This window comes from Mucilaginibacter sp. Bleaf8 (assembly GCF_018390515.1).
GTDB lineage: Bacteria > Bacteroidota > Bacteroidia > Sphingobacteriales > Sphingobacteriaceae > Mucilaginibacter.
This window is the reverse complement of the sequence record NZ_JAHBBK010000001.1, coordinates 397286-413758: the sequence shown is the minus strand read 5'-3', so window position 1 is coordinate 413758 and position 16473 is coordinate 397286. Positions and strand designations below refer to the sequence as shown.

The following is a 16473-nucleotide window of genomic DNA, read 5'->3' as shown; positions in this document are numbered from 1 at the left end:
ATATTTTTATTTATTGGGCTGCGGGGTTAAACGCAGATACGGCTTTACCTCTACGTGTCCTTTCGGAAATTTTGCCGGTATATCTTCGCTTTTTATAGCGGGTGATATGACTACTTGGTCGCCCTCTTTCCAATCGGCCGGCGTTGATACGCTGTAATTAGCGGTTAACTGTAGTGAATCTATCACGCGCAAAATCTCCTGAAAATTACGTCCGGTTGATGCCGGATAGGTAATAATCAATTTAATGGTTTTATCGGGCGCTATGATGAACAATGAGCGCACTGTTGCCGTCATAGAGGCATTAGGGTGAATCATATCATAGGCCTCAGAAATTTCCCGGTTCTCGTCGGCAATGATTGGAAAATTAACCTCAACATCCTGGGTTTCGTTTATATCGCTTATCCAACCTTTGTGCGATTCAACCGAATCGACACTTAATGCCGCCACTTTAACATTCCGTTTTGCAAACTCGTCTTTTAATGCAGCGGTGCGTCCTAATTCGGTTGTGCAAACGGGTGTATAATCGGCAGGGTGCGAAAATAATACGCCCCAGCTGTCGCCTAAAAATTTATAGAAATCAATTTCACCTTCAGAGGTTTGTGCCTTAAAATTGGGGGCTTTATCGCCTAATCGTAAGCTCATGATATTTTTATTTAATTAAATACTAAACTGAATTGTACCAAATAAAAGGATATGTTTTAAAATCTACAAATCCTATAGATAATATATTTATAACTTAACAATGGTCTGACACCTTTTTAACTCTTTATTCCTGATTAACCGTTGTACTAACCGCCAGTGCTTTCAATAAACTCCGAACCTCATCCGGGTTACGCAAAAAGAATTTAGCTGCTGATGCACCCGTGCCTACTTTAATAGTGGTTGCGCTATCTGGCAGTGCTTTGAATGTGTCTTCGTCTGTTAAGTCATCACCCAGGGCCATAATAAAGTCGTAATCACTTTCGTCGACCAGTGTAAGGGCAGCTTTACCTTTATTAATCTCCATGTTTTTAACTTCAACAACTTTATCGCCCGGCAGCAATTGTAATCCTTTGTCTGTAGCTAAAAATTTAAGGGTATTCATCAATTCATTAGCCCTTAATTCACCTAAACCATTTTGTGCCTTACGGTAATGCCATACCAGGGAGTAGGTTTTCTCCTCGATGAAAGATCCGGGCGTGCGGTCGATATATTTTTCAAGGATATCAGAGATCTCCGGTTTCCAGTTGGTGGACAGCCCTCCTACTTTATGCCATTCCATGCCGGGTTGCTTAAACCAGGCACCATGCTCTGCTATAAGGTAAATATTCGTGTTGCCAAACCAATCGCCCAAATTTTCGTGCTTACGGCCGCTAATTAATACCAGGTGGTTTGCTGGATCGGCCAGCAAGTCGTTCAATATTTCATACAATTCTGCATCAGGTGTGGCTTGGTTTACGTTTGGCTTAAAGTCAACCAGTGTACCGTCATAGTCAAGGAATATCAATCGTTTATTAGTGTTACGGTAACGATTAATGATAGATTGCTGTGTTGCCCCTCCCACATGGCGGGTTTGTAAAGACCGCTGCATGAATTTTACTTCGTCCAGCCTATCCATAAAGATTTTAACCCAGTGCGATACGTTGAACTTGCTCACAATTTGGCGCATTTGCCGCATGCGTGTGTTTTGCTCTTCGAGCGGCATGTTCAATGCCTGTATAATGGCATCTTTTACCTGAATTACATTGTTGGGGTTTACCAGTATGGCATCAATCAGCTCGCGCGATGCACCTGCCATTTCGCTTAATATGAGTACGCCATCGTCATTTACCCTGCTGGCTACATATTCCTTACTTACCAGGTTCATGCCATCGCGCATGGGCGATACCAGGCAAACATCGGCACTTGCGTAAAGGGAAGCAAGTGTTTCAAACGGCACCGAGCGATAAAAGTAATTGACAGGCGCCCAGTCCAGCGTTCTGTATAGGGCGTTGATATTGCCAACCTTCTTATCAATCTGGTTGCGCAGCTCCATGTATTGCGGCACCTTGTCGCGCGATGGCACCACTACCATATACAAAGTAATTTTACCTATGTATTCGGGGTTATCTTGCAGTAATAGTTCCAATGCCTGCAGGCGTTGTAAAATACCTTTGCTATAATCCAGGCGATCTACCGAAAGTATGATTTTAGTTTCCTTAAATGTTTCCTTGATTTGCTGTATTTGCAGGGCTACGTCTTCGCTACGGGCCATCTCCTCATACTTTTTATCATCAATTCCCATCGGGAAAGCTTCAGCAACCACATAGCGTTCCTGACAGGTAATAATGTTAGACGATATAGGTGTAGGAAGGATGCGCGAAACCGAACTCAGGAAGTGCCTTACATCATCAAAGGTATGGAAGCCAACCAAATCGGCACCCAGCATCCCGTTAAGAAGCTCTGCGCGCCAAGGGATGAGCCTGAACATTTCATGCGATGGAAACGGGATATGTAAAAAGAACCCAATAGATACATCCGGGCGCTCCCGCCTGATGAGCTCCGGCAAAAGCAATAATTGATAATCATGTATCCAAATGGTGTCGTTAGGCTCAGCAACGCTTAGTACCGCATCTTTAAAGCATTCGTTTACTAAACGATAATATTCCCAGTTGGACGGTTTGTAAGTAGTATAGGTAGATGCATAATAATGAAATACAGGCCACAGTACCGAATTGGAGAATCCCTCATAATATTCTTCAATATCATCAGTAGTAAGATATACCGGAACCAGGCTTAATTCTTTAAGCTGTTCGGCAACCTGTTTTTTCTTATCATCGTCAATAGCCTGACCGGGCCAGCCTATCCATACATTGTCGCCCTGTTTGTAGATGGAACCTAAACCTGTAGCCAGTCCGCCTTCACTTGGCAGTAGCTGATACTGCCCTTCATTCTCCTGAATCTTTACAGGCAGCCGGTTTGAAACAATAATTGTTTTTGGCATAATAGTATAAAGTGCTTTACCTATAAAGCCGCAAACGGGAGGTGTTGTTTTAAATTATTCTTTTTAAGAATTAGAACGCAGGCAGATGTAAAACAAAAAAGGCCGCATTTTGTAATGCAGCCTTTCGGTATTATTTGTTAACAGTGATTTGATTAGTTATTTACAACTTCTAATGAAGAGTAAGGAGTAACACGCACTAAAGCTTTTTGACCTTCTTTTTCTAAGCTAACAAAGTAAGATACTTCATCAAACGTACCACCTACAGCTAAACGTGAAAGTGAAGAACCGTTTGAATCACCAGTGCGGAATTTGATGATCTCATTAACACCGTAACCTTTGTATTTAGCAGCAATTTCTTTGCGTGCCGAAGTTGGTAAAGCTTTCATGCTTACTAACTGAGTATATCCTAAGTACTCGCCTTTGTTGTTATAATAAGCAGTAGTTTTAACATCATCCATTGAAAACTCCGCTTTCTGGAAATCTGCAGTTACTGTCCAAACTACATCTTCAACACCACCGAAGGTTGCATCAAATTCATTTTTTACACTGTACGATACTTTATTAGCATCGTCTTCTTTTTTACCACCTTCGTAAGCAAAAGTGCTTGCGCTAATTAATAATGAGGCTGCCAGGGAAAATATTAACTTTTTCATATCTTTAAAACTAAGTTGTGATCGTTTTTGATTACACAACAAAAGTAAGTCAAAAATGAAAATTCATAAAATTATCGGACATTTTTATAAACTTTTCATAACAACCGGTTGCAAAGATTGATAAGTTAATAAAGTACTAGCAAAAGCGCCCAGTTGTTTGAAATTTCTTAAAATTAACGCTATTCCTTTGCGTTAATAACATTTGAACTGCTTCCGAATTGTAAGTTCTATAATATTAATGACACAAAAATGACATAGTGTTGTATTTACACTATGTCACGCCATTTATTCTTTTTGTAATGCCTAAAGCTGCTTAATGTAATCAAGAAATAAATAAAGCGCTTTCTTTTTAGGTTCAGTTAACGGATAATCTATCCTATGCATTAAATAATCTTTTAGATCGAAATCATTGCGCATTGGCATTTCTTGGAACAGTTCGCTCCGGTGGTCAAGGCCGTATTGCAGCGACTGATTAAATTCATCAATAAACTCCTGTGGTATAGGTTTATTTGCAATCCATGCTGCGAAGGTAAATGGCAGCCCTGTGAACTTTATCCATTCTTCGGCCAGGTCATATACATATTTATATTGCCCTGTTTTGCCAAAGGTCCGGTCGCCTATTTGTACAAATGCTGTATGCGGATCTTGTGATTGGGCGTAATCTTCAGCGCCGGTGATCTGCTCGGGACTTAGCTTCCAATAATTCTTTAACAGGACTTTGGCCAAGTTATTAGACGAGCGCGACTGTGGGTCGAGCTGTAGATATTTTACTTCGTGGATATCACAATTACTGAATATAAATACGGAATTTACAGCAGCAACCGCCCCTATACAATAATCAGATACGATTTGCCATTCAGGCAAGTTTAGCGTTGCCGCAACCGGAATTAAGCCGATATCCACCTGATCGTCAATCAGCTTTTGGGCGCAATCTGAAGGGTTGTCAAGACTTAGTTCAATTTTATTGATAATGTCGGTATGTTCAATACCGTATAAAAAAGGTTTGGTGTTAGTATAACTAACAGCCGATATTCTTATTTTATTCAAGATCAGTGTACTTGTAGGTGGATGGAATTATTAAACTCGGCAATGTTAAATTGACTGCCATCGTAAGTAACTTTATATAAAACCAGATTTTGATGTGGGAAGGTTTCCATTTTAACAAGCGACTGGTTGGTAAGCAGGCACAAGAACAAACGCATTGCCCTGCCATGCATACATATAAGCACGTTTTGTTCTTCCGGGTGACTCATGATGGTAGCAAGCGCTCCTTTTTGCCGCTCCAATACCTCGTTGGGGCTTTCGCCATTCTCAAACTTACTGTCCAACCGGCCGCTGGTCCAGTCGCGCATCAGTTTTAAAAATGCGGATTTAGTTTCGGGTGTACTGCGTTGCCCTTCGTGTATGCCCCAGGCTAACTCATCAAGGCCGGACAGCTTTTCATAGGAAATACCTAAATCAATAAATGGCTGTATGCTTTGTTGTGTACGTTTGAGCTCCGAAATGTAAATTTTATCGAATGGTACATTTTTGTAGGCATCAAAAAATAGCTGAGCCTGCTTGCGGCCTTCGTCGTTCAAATCGGTATTCATGCCACGGCCCTGCACTATGCCCTGTTTGTTCAGGTCGGTTTGGCCGTGGCGAACTATATATAAAGTCTTTAAAATCATTTTTGATTTAAACAGTTGCGTTAATTTATAACCGGCAACTTGTAAAATTGTGGTTTAACCTCTTCCTCAAACTGGTAGTCCATATAATCGGTAACTACATTGTATAATGTGTCACGCTCAATCGGATGCCTGCCAACTTGTTTAATCAGTTCAACCAGCTCTTTAGTACTCATAGCCGGACGCTGTTCCTCAGCACCCGCCATGGTATAAATCTTCGTCGTATCATCAAGTGTACCATCAATATCATCAACACCGAAGTTGAGCGAAAGCTGCGCCGTGGTGCGACTAATCATAGCCCAATAGGCCTTGATGTGGTCAAAATTATCCAGGTAAATACGCGCTATGGCATAGTTGCGCAAATCCTCAATCACCGATGCCTCTTTAACGTGCGACATCTGGTTGTCTTTATTGCGGAATTTAAGCGGAATAAAGGTTTGAAAACCACCGGTACGATCCTGTAACTGGCGCAAACGTTCCATATGATCAACTCGGTGCCAGTACGCTTCAATATGTCCATACAGCATGGTTGCATTTGAGCGCATCCCTAACTTGTGCCACTCTTCATGAATTTGCAGCCACTGGTCGGCCGTGCATTTGTCTTTAGCAATCTGATCGCGTACCTCCGGATGAAAGATCTCGGCGCCTCCGCCGGGCATCGATTCCAGCCCGGCCTCTTTCATCAGGCGCATGCCGGTAGCATAATCAACTTTAGCCTTTTTAAAAATGTAATGATATTCAACCGGCGTAAGTGCCTTTACATGCAGCTCGGGGCGGTGTGCCTTAATCTGGCTAAAAAGCTCCTGATAAAAAGGCATATCGTACTGGGGCAACACGCCACCTACAATATGCACCTCGGTAACCGGTTCATTGTCGTACTTGGTTATAATATCCAGCATATCCTGCATGGTATACTCCCATCCTTCCGAGCGCTGTTTAATCAGCCTCGAGTAAGAACAGAATTTACAATCGTACACACACAGATTGGTAGGCTCGATATGGAAATTGCGATTAAAATAAGTTTTATCGCCATGGCGCTGCTCGCGGATATAATTCGCTAAAACACCGAGATAACTTAACTCGCCTTTTTCAAACAGCAGTACGCCTTCATCAAAACTGATGCGCTCGCGGTTTAAAACTTTTTGGGCGATATTTTTAAGATCGGCAGAAAGGTGAGCGTCATTTAATAACACTTGTATTGATTGTTCAGCGTTCATTAAATTACTTTTTTTTGCAAAAGTAATATAATAGCGCCTATACCATATCACCTGTGTGTAACAAATACAACCATCTACTTACACTACAGCGTTGATGGTACTAAACTGCATGTACCGAAGCAGTAAAATTAAAGACCAAAATTAGGCTATAAGGTGATGGCTCACTTATTTCATATAATCATATTGCTTTTTGTTGTCAATATGTATTTTTACCACCGGTTGTAACGCCAATTTTAATAGTAATGAAGATAGAAACACTGGCTATTCATGCCGCCAATCATACAGACGAAGCATCAAAAGCTGTAATCCAGCCGCTGGTATTGTCTACCACTTTTGAGCGCGATGCTGATGGTGGCTATTCCAAAAGCTACATTTACAGCCGGTCTGACAATCCGAACCGCCATATGCTGGAACGCGTGTTGGCAGTTTTGGAAGGCGGTGCCGATGCAGCAGCCTTTTCTTCAGGCAATGCCGCCGGTATGAGCGTGTTTCAATCACTCGAGCCTGGCACTCATATTATAGCCCCGGATGATATGTATCATGGGCTGCGCAATCAATTGAAGACCCTTTTTAAAGGTATATTAAAATTTGATTTTATTGACATCAACGATGAGCAGGTATTAAGAGATCACATCAAGCCGTCAACCGGTTTAATATGGGTTGAAACACCATCCAACCCGCTGCTCAAACTTACAGACATCAAAAAAGTTGTCGGGGTAGCGCAGCAGCATAAAATAAAAGTAGTTTGTGACAACACCTTTGCATCTCCTATCGGTCAGCAGCCCATAAGCTTGGGCGCAGATATCGTAATGCACTCCACTACCAAATATTTAGGTGGCCATAGCGACTTAACCGGTGGTGCGTTAATTACGGCCGCGAAAAATGAATGGTGGGAAAAAATACGTCAGGTGCAGCAGATGGGCGGCGCAATACCATCACCAACCGATTGCTACTGGCTGGTGCGTAGTATAAAAACCTTACCCTACCGTATACGCGGGCACGTGCAAAATGCCATGCAACTGGCCGAGTTTTTAGAACAGCAACCACAGGTTGAGCGCGTGTTATACCCTGGTTTGCTATCACACCCGCAACACCAACTGGCCAAAGAGCAGATGCTGAATTTCGGCGGTATGCTTTCCTTTGTGGTAAAAGGCGATAAAGAAACAGCAATGCAAATAGCATCACGTACGCAATTATTTACGCACGCTACCAGTTTAGGTGGAGTTGAAAGCCTGATTGAACACCGCGCATCGAATGAAGGGCCTGATACAAAAACGCCTCAAAACCTTTTGCGCGTATCTGTTGGACTTGAACATATTGATGACTTGATAGCAGATATATCTCAGGCAATCAATATGATATAAAGTTTTTTAAAAAAATACTTGCATTTTCCTTTTTAAGCACTCTATCTTTGTTGGCATAAAACAAGGTAGCAACATACCTTAATCAAATACCCCTCACAAGGTTTTGATTTATAAAGAAGCGGCGAGAGATCAGGCTCCCTGACCCGCTGGCAACCCTCCTACGGTTGGAGAAGGTGCCAATTCCTGTCCCGGAGAAATATTATAACCGGGGAATATAAATTTAACAACCATGACACAAGTAGTTATTTTTACTCAGCCATCTTTTGTTTGTACCTCAACAGGTAACGCTTCTTCCATTAGCACTACGCTTAGTTGTATGTGCATGTGTTGCTGCTAAATTCAAACAAGCGTCCGCTCACTCTCTAAGCGCATTGGCCAGATTGGGTAATACTAAGCCCAATTAATAATAACTTGACTATCAAACTAAATACAACCTTATTTAAACACTATAATTATGTCAACACCACCCCTAAAGTTTGAAACCCTGCAGCTGCACGCCGGTCAGGAAGTTGACCCAACTACCGGTTCAAGAGCGGTTCCGTTATATCAAACCACTTCGTATGTATTTAACAATGCAGAACATGGCGCCAATTTGTTTGCCTTGAAAGAGTTTGGCAATATATACACCCGCATCATGAATCCAACTACCGATGTGTTTGAAAAGCGGATTGCTGCATTGGAAGGTGGTGTTGCAGCACTGGCTACCTCATCCGGTCAGGCTGCGCAATTCATCGCATTAAATAATATACTACAGGCTGGTGACAACTTTGTAAGCTCCCCATTTTTGTATGGCGGTACTTACAATCAATTCAAAGTTGCCTTTAAACGCCTGGGCATCAATGTAAAGTTTGCTGCTAATGATGAAGCGGAAAGCTTTGAACCATTGATTGACGAAAAGACGAAAGCCATTTATCTTGAAACCATAGGTAATCCGGGTTTTAATATTCCGGATTTTGAAAAAATTGCTGCTTTGGCCAGGAAACATGATCTGCCTCTTATTGTAGATAACACTTTCGGCGCAGGTGGTTATCTTTTCCGTCCGCTGCAACACGGTGCAAACGTAGTTGTTGAATCAGCCACGAAGTGGATAGGTGGGCACGGCACCAGCATTGGCGGCGTTATTGTAGATGGCGGTAACTACAATTGGGGAAACGGCAAGTTTCCACAATTCACCGAACCGGCTGAGGGATATCATGGCCTGGTGTTCTCAGATGTATTTGGCGTTAATGGTCCGTTCGGTAATATTCAATATATCATCAGAGCCAGAGTTGAAGGTTTGCGCGATTTTGGTTCTTCTCAGTCGCCATTCAATTCCTTCTTGTTGATACAAGGCCTGGAAACGCTTTCACTACGCGTACAACGGCATGTAGATAATGCATTGGAACTGGCTACCTGGTTGGAGCAACATCCACAAGTTGCTAAAGTGAACTATCCGGGCCTGGCATCATCGCCACACCACAGTCTTGCCAAAAAATATCTTAAGAACGGTTTTGGAGCCGTGCTGTCATTCGAACTTAAAGGTGATAAGCTGAACGCCGGTAGCTTTATAGATAACTTGCAAATGGTAAGTCATTTAGCCAACGTGGGCGATGCCAAGACATTGATTATCCAGCCTTCTGCAACTACACACCAACAACTATCAGAGGTGGAGCAATTGGCGGCCGGCGTAACACCTACCCTGCTACGTGTTGCTGTTGGTATTGAGCACATTGATGACATCAAGGGTGATTTTGAACAGGCCTTTGCTAAGGTGAAGGATCTGGAACTGTCGTCATCATAATCTTCCGAACTTTTCTTTTTAGGTTAATTTGTTTAAATAGTGATAAAGCCCCCGCGGCTTTTTAAGTGCGGGGCGCTTTGAATTTTAGGATGCATACAAAAACGTTTACATACGACGGCTTATTTGAACTTGAATCCGGCGAGCAGTTAAAGGAACTGCAAATCGGCTATCATACTTATGGCCATCTTAATGAAGATAAAAACAATGTGGTGTGGGTATGCCATGCACTCACAGCAAACTCCGATGTGTTTGACTGGTGGAAAGGCTTTGCCGGTGAGGGTAGCCTTATTAATCCGCAGGAACATTATATAATATGTGCTAACGTGCTGAGTTCGCCTTACGGCACAACCAATCCATTAAATACTAACCCCATTACAGGCCAGCCGTATTATCTCGACTTTCCGGTGTGTACCATACGTGATATGGCCAATGCGCACCAACTTCTGGCCAATCACTTAGGCATTGAGCACATCAGTCTGCTAATTGGCGGATCACTGGGTGGGCAGCAGGCTTTGGAATGGGCAATACAACAGCCCGAGCGTATTGAACAGTTAATACTGATTGCCACCAATGCGTTCCATTCGCCTTGGGGAATAGCCCTCAATGAATCTCAAAGGCTTGCCCTCAGTGCAGATGCAAGCTTTTACGAAAACACACCCGATGGCGGTAGTGCCGGCTTAAAAGCAGCACGTAGTATGGCTTTGCTTTCTTACCGTGGCTATAGCGCTTATAACAAAACACAAAAAGAAACCGACGAAACTATTACAGATAATTACCGGGCAGCATCTTACCAAAGCTACCAGGGCGAAAAGTTAGTTAAGCGATTTAACGCTTACAGCTATTGGTACTTAACCAAAGCCATGGACTCGCACCATGTTGGCCGTAACCGTGGCGATGCTGAAAAAGCGCTCGCAAAAATTAAAGCACGTACGCTGGTGATTGGCATTACCTCTGATATGTTGTTTCCAATCAACGAACAGCAATATCTGTACAGCCATATTCCAAATGCTGATTATGCCGAATTTGATTCAATTTACGGTCATGACGGTTTTTTGATTGAAACCGGTATACTTACCCGAATCATCTTCTCTTTTTTAAACGCAGATACGCCTATACATAATACCGAATTACAAAAATTTTCTGAATGAGCACTAAACTAAACATTGGTTTATTCGGCTTTGGTGTAGTTGGACAGGGATTGTACGACATCATCAAAACCAAGAACCTCAACCTTGAAATCAAAAAAATAGCAATCAAAAATCCGGGCAAAATCCGTTCGTTAGCCCCGGAGATTTTCACTACAGACAAAGATGAACTGCTGAATAACCCAGAAATCAACACCATTGTTGAGCTGATTAATGATACGGAAGCTGCTTTTGAGATCGTATCAACCGCATTAAAGTCTGGCAAAAATGTAGTTTCGGCCAGTAAAAAGATGATAGCCCTGCATTTGCAGGAGTTATTGGATTTACAGCATGAGCATGGTACCTCACTTTTATATGAGGGCGCTGTATGTGGTAGTATTCCTATTATTCGCAATCTCGAAGAGTATTATGACAATGAGTTGTTGCACTCCATCAGCGGTATCTTCAACGGTTCCTCTAACTATATTCTATCAAAAGGCTTCCTGGAAAACATGGATTATGCCACAGCGTTAAAGCAGGCCCAAGATTTAGGTTTTGCCGAAACAGATCCTACTATGGACGTAGGCGGCTTTGACGCTAAGTTTAAACTAATTATTGCTGCAGCCCATGCTTATGGCATTATTGTAAACCCGGAGGATGTTCTGAATATTGGTATCCAGAATTTATCCGCTTATGATTTACAGTACGCACGCGAAAAGGGCCTGAAAATTAAGTTAGTTCCGGTTGCCAAAGAGCTGGATGCCCAGCATGTTACCTTGTTCGTGCTACCTAAATTTGTCAACGAATCTGAATTTTTATACAACGTTGAATACGAGTATAACGGCGTTACGGTACAGGCAGCCTTTGCCGATCAGCAATTCTTCTTCGGTAAAGGAGCTGGAGGCCATCCTACCGGGTCGGCCGTGTTGTCAGATATCGCCGCACTGCGTTATGGCTACGCTTATGAGTACAAAAAAGCGCATCAAAAATATAACCTGAACTTCACTAACGATGTGGAGCTAAAAATCTACCTGCGTTATGAAGATGAGCAGTTGGTTGACGATCTTAAATTCTTACATATCTACGAACGCTTCTATTCGGGCGACTTTAAATTTGTTACCGGAAAAGTGAATTTGCAGAATTTAATTGCCCAGCAGCAACGCATAGCAGAGAGCAAGGCATTTGTAGCCTTCGCCGATCAGCTTACCGGTGTAAGCTTAGCTACAGCATAATAAGCTTGAAGTTAGATACGATAATAACTAATAGCAAAAGGCTCTTGGAGCCTTTTGCTGTTTAAAAGATAAATACTTTAGGTGTAGCCTTAGGCCTCAACGGTATATTGTAAAGAGATTGTTATATTTGTAGGTAATTGACGCATGCGCTATTGATGTTGAAGTTCACTAAGCTATTTACCAATCGTATTTTCGTAACCTTATTATGGTTTGGCTTAAGCTTATTTGCAGTAATAAAGCAAGTACTTAATCATCATATCAACAACTACCTTATATATAAATATACTTTTATTGATCTCATTCATCAGTATAATTTATATACACCCCAGCCGCAGCATTTCGAAGATAGTAATCACTATGGGCCGCTGTTTGCAATAGTTATTGCACCATTTACGCTTTTTCCGGATGCCATAGCCGTTGTTTTGTGGGTGCTGCTGAATTCATGGGTTTTGTATAAGGCCATTATGATGTTGCCTTTTAATATACAGAGCCGTGTTGCCATGCTGCTTATTTGCGCACATGAACTCATGACTGCGTCTTACAGCGTGCAGTTTAACCCTTCAATGGCTGCGTTGATATTGCTAAGCTTTATCTTTATCAAAAAAGAGAAAAGTATCTGGGCTGCATTAGCCATAGTTGCCGGCACCTACATTAAGCTTTATGGTATTGTAGGTTTGGCATTTTTCTTCTTTGTAAAAGATAAGATCCAATTCATTAAGTGGTTAGTTATATGGGGCGTTGTTCTTTTTGCGCTGCCTATGCTGTTCTCTTCACCGTCATTTGTTTTGCAGAGCTATTACGACTGGTATGCAAGCCTGGTTGAAAAAAACTCGCTTAATGCAGTTTCGTATATGCAAGATATTAGCGTTATGGGCATGATCAGGCGCATATTTAATTACCAACAGCTGTCAAACTTATTAGTGCTTGTGCCGGGCGTATTTCTTTTTGCATGCTCGTATTTAAATGTAAAAAGCTTCAACAATACAACATACCAATTACTAATTTTAGCATCTACACTAATTTTTACAGTAATATTCAGCACCGGATCTGAGTCGCCCACTTACATAATAGCATTTGTTGGTGTAGCCATTTGGTTTCTGAACCTGGCAAAGCCCGTTACTAATCTGGAAATAGCATTGTTGGTATTTGCTCTGATATTAACGAGCCTTTCACCTTCAGACCTCTTTCCTAAGTTCATAAACAAACAGTATGTTAAACCTTACGCTTTAAAGGCATTACCATGCTTACTGATTTGGATTAAGATTGTATTTGAAAGCTTGACGCGTAATTTTAACCAGCAACCTTCCTATAAGGCCGTGTAATGAGAAGAAAAGTTTCTGTCGTGATACCTTCTTTCAATGAAGAAGGTAATATTGAAGTACTGGCAATGCGCCTGATACAGGTACTTAAAGCAACACCCTATGAATATGAGGTGATTTTTATTGACGATGGCAGTTCAGACGGTACGTTGCGGAAGCTACAATCAATTGGTGATATCGACCCGAACCTGTACTACCTGGAACTGTCGCGCAACTTTGGGCACCAAAATGCACTAAAAGCCGGATATGATTATGCTGACGGCGATTGTATCATCAGCATGGACAGTGACATGCAGCACCCACCCGACATGATCACCCAGTTTCTGGAAAAGTGGGAAGAAGGTTACGATGTGGTGTATACCTTGCGTGAATACCAAGACGAGGCTACGATATTCAAAACCAAAACCTCTGACCTCTTTTATAAGATGATCAATTCCCTTTCTGATACCAAGTTAGAAAAGGGAACTGCAGATTTCAGGCTTATTGACCGCAAGGTGGCTAATGTATTAAGCAGTTTGAATGAGAGCGGCTTGTTTATCCGTGGATTAATTAAATGGTTGGGGTTCCGTCAGTATGCAATTTCTTACCAGTGCGATGCCCGGTTTTCTGGTAAAAGCAAGTACAACCTTAAAAAGATGGTCAAGTTTGCTGTTCAGGGAATCACCGCTTTTAGTGTAAGACCCTTATACATGGCAACGGGCATCGGGTTATTCTTTTCTTTGCTGGCCACTTTATACATTCCGTATATTTTGATCAGCTATTTTACTGGTCATGTAGTGTCTGGCTGGACGTCCATACTTGCAACCATCGTTTTTTTTGGCGGTATACAGCTTATGGTACTGGGTATTATCGGGATGTACCTTGGAAAGTTGTTTATGCAATCCAAACAACGGCCTAATTATATTATCCGTTCCACTAACTTACAAAGGGTAAATAATGATTTTATTAAGTTTTGATATAGAAGAGTTTGATATGCCGTTCGAATACGGCAAAAGCCTACCCTTTGATGAACAGTTGGCAATTTCTACAGCAGGTACATTAAGTATTTTACAGAGTCTCAGAAAAGCCAGTGTAAAAGCTACATTTTACTGTACAGCCAATTATGCTCAGCACAAGCAAGACATAATCAAGCAAATTGTTGATGAAGGCCATGAACTGGCTTCGCATGGTTATTACCACTCAGATTTTAAACCGGAGCATTTGTTGCAATCCAGATTGAAGTTACAGGAACTTACCGGCGTAGAGGTAAAGGGTTACCGCATGGCGCGCATGATGCCGGTAGACGAAAAAGAAATTGAACGGGCTGGCTATATATATAATTCGTCTATCAACCCAACGTGGTTACCCGGTAGATATAATAATTTCAGCAAACCCCGTACATGGTTTTACAATGAGAATGTATTACAGTTACCTTCTTCGGTGTCTCCAGTAATACGTTTTCCATTGTTTTGGTTAAGCTTTCATAACCTGCCAATGCGTTTGATCAAGCTATTAAGCAGCGCTACGCATAGTAAAGATGGTTACCTGAATTTGTACTTCCACCCTTGGGAATTTACAGATCTGAACCAGCCTGAGCGTTTTGGCTTTCCGGGGTATGTAACGCGAAATACCGGCGATGCATTTATTAAAAGATTGACTGAATTTATAACTTGGAGCCAAGCTAAAGGCTATCAGTTTACCCGAACGATTGACTTTGTCGATAACATAATAAAAGCAAAAAGCCGGACTTAAGTCCGGCTTTTTGCTTTTATACTTCACGATTAATATCCCAGGCTTCCAGGTAATCAGCTACACGTTTCAGGAACATGCCACCCAAGGAGCCATCTACTACGCGATGGTCATATGATAAAGATAAGAACATCATATGGCGAATAGCAATGACGTCGCCGGTTGGTGTTTCCAGAACCGCTGGTTTCTTTTTAATTGCACCTATAGCCAAAATGGCTACCTGTGGCTGGTTAATAATAGGTGTTCCCATTACATTGCCAAAAGCAGCAATATTAGTAATAGTAAAGGTACCCTCCTGCGTCTCGTCAGGGCGGAGCTTGTTTTGACGGGCCCGGATAGCCAGATCATTAACAGCCTTAACCAAACCAACCAGGTTCAGCGTATCTGCATGTTTAATAACCGGAACAATCAAATTACCATTAGGCAGGGCCGTTGCCATGCCAATGTTGATGTTTTTCTTTTTAATAATTTGCGTTCCTTTCACAGAAACATTCACCATCGGCATATCAGCAATTGCCTTTGCCACGGCTTCTATAAATATCGGTGTGTAAGTGATCTTCTCACCTTCCCGCTTCTCAAACTTACTTTTGTTTCTTTCGCGCCATAGTACCAGGTTGGTTACATCAGCCTCAACAAATGAAGTTACGTGGGCAGACGTTTGCCTGCTCATGATCATATGATCGGCTATCAGCTTACGCATCCGGTCCATCTCAATGATCTCGTCACTACCGGATATCGATACAGCCGGTGCCGTAAATGCAGGCTGTTGTGCTGCCGTAGGCTGCTTCGGTGCTGACGTCTCCTGCTTCGCCTCAACAGTATTTGGAATAGTACTCGATTTTTGTCTGTTATTCAGATAAGTTAAAAGATCATCTTTCGTTAAGCGTCCATCTGCACCTGTGCCGGGAATGGCATCTAATTCTGTGACGTTAATACCCTCTTGGTTGGCGATATTGCGAACAAGTGGCGAGTAAAAGCGTACTGACGAGTTATTTACAGCAGACTGCACTTCTGGAGCGGGACGCTGTTGCAACTGCTCCATTCCGGGAACATTGGTTGGCTCGGCCGCCTGTGCTTCAGGCTCTTTTTCGGTAGTTGATTTTTCTTCAGGTGTAGCAGCTACAGGGACCTCTTCATTCTGCGCATTATCAGTTTCAATAATAGCTATAGGATCACCTACCTGTACTACCTCATCTTTTTGAAAAAGCTGCTCAACGAGTTTGCCGCTTACCGGCGATGGTACTTCAGAATCCACTTTGTCAGTCGCAATCTCCACCACGGCATCATCGGCTTCTATGTAATCCCCTGGATTTTTCAACCAGTTAATCACCGTTGCTTCAGCAACACTTTCGCCCATCTTAGGCAGCAACAGCTGATATCTTGCCATATTAATTCAATACAGTTTTTATAAATAAAGTGTAATGGCC

At 42.2% G+C, this 16473-nt stretch carries 14 protein-coding genes and 1 riboswitch; of the genes, 7 read left to right on the top strand and 7 right to left on the bottom strand.

Going from position 1 to position 16473, the window contains the following annotated elements; translation table 11 throughout:
* Positions 1-6: 6 nt before the first annotated feature.
* The 6 genes from KHS38_RS01710 to mqnE form a co-directional block, all read right to left on the bottom strand.
* Positions 7-642, bottom strand: a complete 636-nt coding sequence (locus KHS38_RS01710; RefSeq protein ID WP_213486418.1) for a peroxiredoxin — start codon at positions 640-642, stop codon at positions 7-9.
* A 124-nt stretch (positions 643-766) separates the two neighbouring features.
* Entirely contained in the window at positions 767-2962 is a 2196-nt protein-coding gene (locus tag KHS38_RS01705; protein ID WP_213486415.1) for a bifunctional alpha,alpha-trehalose-phosphate synthase (UDP-forming)/trehalose-phosphatase, read from the bottom strand.
* 152 nt (positions 2963-3114) lie between these two features.
* A complete protein-coding gene (locus tag KHS38_RS01700; protein WP_213486413.1) occupies positions 3115-3615 on the bottom strand; it encodes a hypothetical protein in 501 nt (166 codons plus the stop codon).
* Positions 3616-3918: 303 nt separating this feature from the next.
* Positions 3919-4662 carry a menaquinone biosynthetic enzyme MqnA/MqnD family protein gene (locus tag KHS38_RS01695; RefSeq protein ID WP_213486411.1) on the bottom strand — a complete coding sequence of 248 codons (744 nt, stop codon included), beginning with the start codon at positions 4660-4662 and terminating at the stop codon, positions 3919-3921.
* A 2-nt stretch (positions 4663-4664) separates the two neighbouring features.
* Entirely contained in the window at positions 4665-5285 is a 621-nt protein-coding gene (locus KHS38_RS01690) for a histidine phosphatase family protein (RefSeq protein ID WP_213486409.1), read from the bottom strand.
* Between the two features lie 20 nt (positions 5286-5305).
* Positions 5306-6499: an aminofutalosine synthase MqnE gene (gene mqnE, locus KHS38_RS01685; protein ID WP_213486407.1), complete on the bottom strand. Its 1194-nt coding sequence runs from the start codon at positions 6497-6499 to the stop codon at positions 5306-5308.
* Positions 6500-6741: 242 nt separating this feature from the next.
* Here mqnE and KHS38_RS01680 point away from each other — a divergent pair, with 242 nt between their 5' ends.
* From KHS38_RS01680 to KHS38_RS01650, 7 genes are all read left to right on the top strand, one after another.
* Positions 6742-7863, top strand: a complete 1122-nt coding sequence (locus tag KHS38_RS01680) for a trans-sulfuration enzyme family protein (RefSeq protein ID WP_213486405.1) — start codon at positions 6742-6744, stop codon at positions 7861-7863.
* Positions 7864-7968: 105 nt separating this feature from the next.
* A riboswitch (SAM riboswitch) is annotated at positions 7969-8084 on the top strand.
* Between the two features lie 233 nt (positions 8085-8317).
* The gene (locus KHS38_RS01675; RefSeq protein ID WP_213486403.1) at positions 8318-9643 is read left to right on the top strand and encodes an O-acetylhomoserine aminocarboxypropyltransferase/cysteine synthase family protein; all 1326 of its coding nucleotides are present in this window, start codon (positions 8318-8320) and stop codon (positions 9641-9643) included.
* A gap of 89 nt (positions 9644-9732) precedes the next feature.
* Positions 9733-10791 carry a homoserine O-acetyltransferase family protein gene (locus KHS38_RS01670; protein WP_213486401.1) on the top strand — a complete coding sequence of 353 codons (1059 nt, stop codon included), beginning with the start codon at positions 9733-9735 and terminating at the stop codon, positions 10789-10791.
* Positions 10788-11999 carry a homoserine dehydrogenase gene (locus KHS38_RS01665; protein WP_213486399.1) on the top strand — a complete coding sequence of 404 codons (1212 nt, stop codon included), beginning with the start codon at positions 10788-10790 and terminating at the stop codon, positions 11997-11999. Before KHS38_RS01670 ends, KHS38_RS01665 begins: the two co-directional genes overlap by 4 nt.
* A 155-nt stretch (positions 12000-12154) precedes the next feature.
* Positions 12155-13321, top strand: coding sequence for a glycosyltransferase family 87 protein (locus KHS38_RS01660; RefSeq protein WP_213486397.1), 1167 nt, complete (start codon positions 12155-12157; stop codon positions 13319-13321).
* Positions 13321-14274, top strand: coding sequence for a glycosyltransferase family 2 protein (locus KHS38_RS01655; RefSeq protein ID WP_213486395.1), 954 nt, complete (start codon positions 13321-13323; stop codon positions 14272-14274). The genes KHS38_RS01660 and KHS38_RS01655 overlap by 1 nt, the downstream gene beginning before the upstream one ends.
* On the top strand, positions 14255-15049 hold the full coding sequence (locus KHS38_RS01650) for a polysaccharide deacetylase family protein (RefSeq protein ID WP_213486392.1): 795 nt from the start codon (positions 14255-14257) through the stop codon (positions 15047-15049). The genes KHS38_RS01655 and KHS38_RS01650 overlap by 20 nt, the downstream gene beginning before the upstream one ends.
* A gap of 16 nt (positions 15050-15065) precedes the next feature.
* On the opposite strand, the gene KHS38_RS01645 is transcribed toward KHS38_RS01650, so the two are convergent.
* Positions 15066-16433 carry a dihydrolipoamide acetyltransferase family protein gene (locus KHS38_RS01645; RefSeq protein ID WP_213486391.1) on the bottom strand — a complete coding sequence of 456 codons (1368 nt, stop codon included), beginning with the start codon at positions 16431-16433 and terminating at the stop codon, positions 15066-15068.
* Positions 16434-16473 lie beyond the last annotated feature (40 nt).